This is a genomic window from Catellatospora sp. NPDC049609 (genome assembly GCF_040675365.1).
Classification (GTDB): domain Bacteria; phylum Actinomycetota; class Actinomycetes; order Mycobacteriales; family Micromonosporaceae; genus Catellatospora.
Genome location: NZ_JBFAOU010000292.1, coordinates 1 through 6,117, shown reverse-complemented (window position 1 = coordinate 6,117; position 6,117 = coordinate 1). Strand labels below are relative to the sequence as shown.

Sequence of the window (6,117 nt, the reverse complement as noted above, 5' to 3'; positions counted from 1 at the left end):
CGGCTCCTGGCACATCGAGGGCGTCAAGCGCTTCATCACCTCGGCCGAGCACGACATGTCGGACAACAACGGACCGTGCACGCTGCCCGGACCGTGCGTGTGTCCCGCGGGCGGCCGCACCGGCGCCGGGCCGCGCCGCACGTCGCGGTCGGCGAAGACGCCGCGGGCGTCCCGGTCGGCGGGGACGGTCCGGTCCGGCCCGCCCGTGACTCGGCCGGGGCCGTCGAGCGGCGGCGAGGGGCGGCCCGAGTGGGGCGACGGGGGCGGGGTCATCGGTCACACCCTTCCGATCGGCTGGTACGCGGTTCGTCGAGCGGCCGCGCGGCGGTGCCACGAGCCGGCCCTGCGAGGACCTGACCACCGGCACGGGGGAGCGCGCGACCGGCCGGGATACCGGCATGCGGGCGTCCGGCCCCACCGTCAGTGATCATTTTCTTCTCCGCTCCAGCCCGGGTTGTCGCTCTTTGCACCCTTCTAACGACGCACCACCGACAGCCGCTCCACCGACCGCGTCACACGACCCGCACGAGGCGAGCACGAACGTGACCGCATGCAGCTCAGCCGCGTAAATACCGTCAGTTCGTTCGATGAAGTCCGGCAGGTGACCCGGCCGTCCAGGTTCCTAGGACGGCGTGGCCGACGCGACCGCCCCACGTGAGGGAACTGTCATGAAGCTGTCATCGCCGCGCGCCGTGGCGGGCGGCCGTGATTGCCCTATTCAGGCAGGAGTCACGCGCGGCCGATCCGCGGCCGGCGGCGGTCGGTCAGCCGCAGCCCGACACCCCGCACGACGTCGATGGCCGCGCCGGTGCCGAGCTCGTACAGCTTGCGGCGCAGCCGCTTGACCAGGGACTGCACGTCGGCCTTGCGCTCGCGGTCCTCGTCGCGCCAGACCGACCGGTGCAGCTCGGCGTAGCTCCACACCCGGACCGGCTCGCTGGTCAGGCAGGCCAGCAGGTCGCACTCCAGCCGGGTCAGGTCGACCTCGCGCGTGCCGCAGCGGGCCTTGGACCGGTCCACGTCGATGACCAGGGCGGTGTCGGTCGCGGCGGGGGGAGCCTCGGCGGGCCGCCCGGGTGCCGCGATCAGCCGGCGCAGTTCGTCGAGGTCGGCCACCAGCAGCAGCGGTGCGATGCCGTCGAGGCGGTCGGCGAGCCGGATCCGTTCGGCCGGCGACGGCGCGACGGCGATCAGCAGCGTGAACGCTGCGTCATCCACATCGGACCGTGTCGAGGCCGTCTCGTCTTCGTCGGTCACCGCACCCACCCGGCGTCGAGGGGCTTGCGCCCAGCGTCCGTCCCAGCCGTGACAGCGAATTGACAAGCGTGTCGCCAATGTTGACGACAACTTGCTCACGGCTAGCTATTGATCGTCCGTTTTGCTCGATCATAGTGTCCAAACGGGCAACCGGCGCGACCCGCCCGGAGTATCGGGGGGCATGGAGGAGGATCGCGGACTCGGGTCCGTCGCGACGATTCCCCTGCACTCCCTGCATCGCCCACGTCATTCTGGGTCGTTCTGAGGGAGGCAGACCTATGTTCAGACGTCCGCAAGGGAGACCGGCGGCCAGAACACTGGTGAGCGCGGGTGCGGTGATGATCCTCGCCGCCACCGGCCTGGTCGGTTTCGGCACGGGCGCGCAGGCCGTGCCCCGCGAGGCGGGCACGGCGGTCGAGGACAAGATCCGACCGGAGCTCGTGAAGCAGTTCCAGGCCAAGAGCGAAGGGGACTTCTGGATCCGGTTCAAGGACCGAGCGGACCTGAGCAAGGCCACGACCATCAAGGACTGGGCGCAGCGCGGCACCGCGGTCGCCGACGCGCTGCGCAAGACCGCCATCGCGAGCCAGGAGAAGATCCGGGCGGAGCTGGACGGCTCGGGCGTGAAGTACCGGACGTTCTGGGCCACCAACGCCATCAGGGTCACCGGCGGCTCGCTGTCCATGGCGCAGAACCTCGCCGCCCACACCGAGGTCGAGGGCCTCTACGCCCCCGTCGCCTACCGGGTGCCCGAGACCACCAAGGGCACCGACGAGAAGACGGTCAACGCGCTCGAGTGGGGCATCGCCAACATCAACGCCGACGACGTCTGGTCGCAGTTCGGCGTGCAGGGCGAGGGCATCACCATCGCCAACATCGACACCGGGGTCCAGTTCGACCACCCCGCGCTGGTCGCCTCCTACCGGGGCAACAACGGCGACGGCACCTTCGACCACGACTACAACTGGTTCGACGCGGCCGGCGCCTGCGACATCCCGTGCGACGAGGACGGCCACGGCACCCACACGATGGGCACCATGGCGGGCTCCGCCGGCGCCAACCAGATCGGCGTCGCGCCGGGCGTCAAGTGGATCGCGGCCAACGGCTGCTGCCCCAGTGACGCCGCCCTGATCACCTCCGGCGAGTGGATGCTGGAGCCGACCGACGCGGCGGGCCAGAACCCGGACGCGTCGAAGCGGCCGAACATCATCAACAACTCGTGGGGCAGCGAGCTGCCCTCCAACGCGCCGTTCATGGAGGACGTGACCGACGCCTGGAAGGCCTCGGGCATCTTCGGCACCTGGTCCAACGGCAACAGCGGGCCGGCGTGCCAGACCAGCGGCTCGCCGGGCAGCCTGGTCAGCAACTACTCGGCCGGCGCGTACGACGTCAACAACAACGTGGCGGGCTTCTCGTCGCGCGGCGCGGGGCAGAGCGGGGAGATCAAGCCCAACATCTCCGCGCCGGGCGTGAACGTGCGCTCCAGCGTGCCGGGCAGCACGTACGCGAGCTACAGCGGCACCTCGATGGCCGCCCCGCACCTCGCGGGTGCCATCGCGCTGCTGTGGTCGGCGGCTCCGGCGCTGGTCGGTGAGGTCGACGCGACCCGCACGCTGCTCAACGGCGCCGCGGTGGACAAGGCCGACAGCCAGTGCGGCGGGACCGCGGCCGACAACAACGTCTACGGCGAGGGGCGGCTGGACGCGCTGGCGCTGTTGAACGCGGCGCCGATCGGCGACACCGGCACGCTGGCGGGCACGGTGACCGACGCGGCCACCGGCAGCCCGCTGCCCGGTGCCACGGTGACGATCACCGGCGCGGTGTCGCGCGAGGTGACCACGGGCGCGGCGGGCACGTTCTCGACCCTGCTGCCGGTGGGCGACTACCAGGTCGCGGCGGCGGCGTTCGGGTACACCGGCGCGACGAAGCCCGCGGCGATCGCCGACGGCGCGACCACCACGGTCGACTTCGCGCTGGCGCCGGTGGCGAGCTACACCGTCAGCGGCACGGTCACCGACGGCTCCGGGCACGGCTGGCCGCTCTACGCGAAGGTCACCGTCGAGGGCGCGTCGGGCGTGTACGACTACACCGCGCCGGGCAACGGCCGCTACAGCGTCACGCTGCCGGCGGGGTCGACGTACACCCTGAAGTTCGAGTCGCAGTACCCGGGCTACCAGGCGGTGACCAAGGAGGTCGCGGTCGCCTCGCGCAACGTCGTGGTGAACGCCGCCCTGCCGGTGAACGCCACCACCTGCACCGCACCCGGCTACACCTTCGGCTCCGACGGGGAGTACGAGACGTTCAACGGCACGTCCGTGCCGGCGGGCTGGTCCGTGGTGGACACCGCGGGCACCGGGCAGGTGTGGAAGTTCACCGACGACGGTGCGCGCGGCAACCTGACCGGCGGCAGCGGCGGCTTCGCCATCGTCGACAGCGACGACTACGGCCTGGGCGGCAGCCAGAACACCTCGCTGGTCAGCCCGGTGGTTAACCTGACCGCCGTCACGGCGCCGGTCATCCGGTTCAACCAGGACTTCAACCACCTCGGCTCCGACCGCGCCGACGTCGACCTCAGCCTCGACGGCGGCACCACCTGGACGAACCTGCTGCGTCAGGCCGGCGACGTGCGCGGGCCGCGGACGACGGAGATCCCGATCCCGCAGGCCGCGGGCCAGTCGCAGGTGCAGGTCCGGTTCCACTACTACGACGCCTCGTTCGAGTGGTGGTGGCAGGTCGACAACGTGCTGATCGGCAGCGCGGTCACCTGCGAGCCGTTCGACGGCGGCCTGGTGTTCGGGCACGTCCGTGACAAGAACGACGGAAGCTACGTCAACGGCGCCACCGTCACCAGCGACGACCGGCCCGCGGACAGCGCCACGACCGCGGCGACCCCGGACGACCCGGGCCTGGCCGACGGCTTCTACTGGATGTTCTCCACGCTGACCGGCAGCCACCCGTTCACCGCCAAGGCGGCGGGGTACGTCAGTCTGAGCAAGCAGGTCGACGTGCAGGCCGACTGGTCCACCGCGGCGAGCTTCCAGCTCGCGGCGGGCAGGCTGACGGTGCAGCCGGCCGCGGTGAGCGCGACGCTGCAGATGCCGACCGGCAAGGCGAGCCGGACGTTCACGGTGACCAACACCGGCGGTGCGCCGGTCGACGTCGCGTTCAGCGAGCGTGACGGCGGGTTCGAGCTGCTGCGGGCCGACGGTTCGCGGGTGAGCAAGCAGGAGATCCTCGGCTCGGCGGGCGCGCCGCTGCAGCGGCTCGACGTGCCGACGTCGCTGGCCGCCAAGTCGTCGGGCATGTCGTCGAACGCGGCGGCGCCCGCGGTGCGGCCGCAGGCCGACCCCTGGGCGGACATCACCGACTACCCGGCCAACGTGATGGACAACCGGGTGGTGAACCTCGACGGCAAGGTGTACTCGATCGCGGGTGGCAACGGGTCGGCGTCGACGGCGAAGAACTTCGTCTACGACCCGGTGGCCCAGACCTGGTCGGCGATCGCCGATCTGCCCGGTGCGCGCAACGCCATGACGGTGGGGGTGCTCCAGGGCAAGATCATCGCGACCGGCGGCTGGGGTGCCGCGGGCCCGGACGCGACGACCTGGTCGTACGACCCGGCGGCGAACACGTGGACGGAGAAGGCCGACAACCCGGCGCCGCGCGCGGCGGCGGGCCAGGCGGTCGTCGACGGCAAGCTGTACGCCATCGGCGGCTGCACCACGTCGAGCTGCACGCCGATGTCGAACGACGTGGTCCGCTACGACCCGGCGGCCGACAGCTGGGAGGCGGTGGCCGACTACCCGAAGTCGGTGGCCTTCGCCTCCTGCGGCGGGATCGACGGGGTGCTCTACTGCACCGGCGGCAACGACGGCACGGCGGCGCAGAAGGCGAGCTACGCCTTCGACCCGGGTGCCAACGCCTGGACCGCCATCGCCGACGCGCCGGCCGACAACTGGGCCAGCTCGTTCGCCGTGGCCAGCGGCAAGCTGCTGGTGGTCGGTGGTTCGCAGGGCGGGGCCATCACCAACGCCGGTTTCGCGTACGACCCGGTGGCCGGTTCGTGGTCGGCGCTGCCGAACGCGAACACGGCGCGCTACCGCGGTGGCGCGGCGTGCGGCTTCTACAAGATCGGCGGCTCGTCGGGCAATTTCAGCGCGCTGCCGGACAGCGAGGCGCTGCCCGGGTTCGAGGGTTGCGCCGAGGCGGCGGCCGACGTCAGCTGGCTGACGATCGACAAGGGCGCGGTGACGCTGGCGCCGGGCCAGAAGGTCACGGTCACCGTCGGGCTGACGGCGAACGTCGACCAGCCGGGCACCTACGCCGCCTCCGTGGCGATCAAGGAGAACACGCCGTACACGGTCGCTCCGGTCGCGGTGACGATGAACGTCACCCCGCCGAAGACCTGGGGCAAGCTGCTGGGCACGGTGACCGGCACCAACTGCCAGGGGGTCGGCGCGCCGATCGCCGGTGCGGTGGTCCAGGTCGACTCGTGGGCGATGTCGTGGACCTTCGCCACCGACGCCGACGGCAGGTACGCCTACTGGATGGACCGGCGGAACAACCCGCTGACGTTGATCGTCGCCAAGGACGGCTGGAAGCCCCAGACGCGCCAGACGCGGATCAACACCACCACCCCGACGGTGGAGGACTTCGCGTTGTCCGCCATCGGTTGCTGACGGCCTGACCGTCGGCTGAACGGATCCCGGCCCGCCTGGTCTCACGACCGGGCGGGCCGGTCCCATTGTCGGCGCGGCGGTCCGCCCTAGGAGCTGTTCGGGGTTCGGATCATGTGGTTAAGGCGAGGCGTTTCAGCCACATGATGGAGCCTCTGAGGTGGAGTCCAGCGGTGAAGCTGTC

At 71.3% G+C, this 6,117-nt stretch carries 3 protein-coding genes; 1 reads left to right on the top strand and 2 read right to left on the bottom strand.

Annotated elements, in window-relative coordinates; genetic code table 11:
• Together AB0J67_RS38590 and AB0J67_RS38585 are read right to left on the bottom strand one after the other, a co-directional pair.
• The coding region (locus tag AB0J67_RS38590) for a hypothetical protein (RefSeq protein WP_363490369.1) at positions 1–273 on the bottom strand (273 nt) is incomplete at its 3' end.
• 456 nt (positions 274–729) lie between these two features.
• On the bottom strand, positions 730–1,218 hold the full coding sequence (locus AB0J67_RS38585) for a winged helix-turn-helix domain-containing protein (protein WP_363490367.1): 489 nt from the start codon (positions 1,216–1,218) through the stop codon (positions 730–732).
• A gap of 377 nt (positions 1,219–1,595) precedes the next feature.
• On the opposite strand from AB0J67_RS38585, the gene AB0J67_RS38580 reads away from it, so the two are divergent.
• Positions 1,596–5,936, top strand: coding sequence for a S8 family serine peptidase (locus AB0J67_RS38580; RefSeq protein WP_363490365.1), 4,341 nt, complete (start codon positions 1,596–1,598; stop codon positions 5,934–5,936).
• Positions 5,937–6,117: the final 181 nt, after the last annotated feature.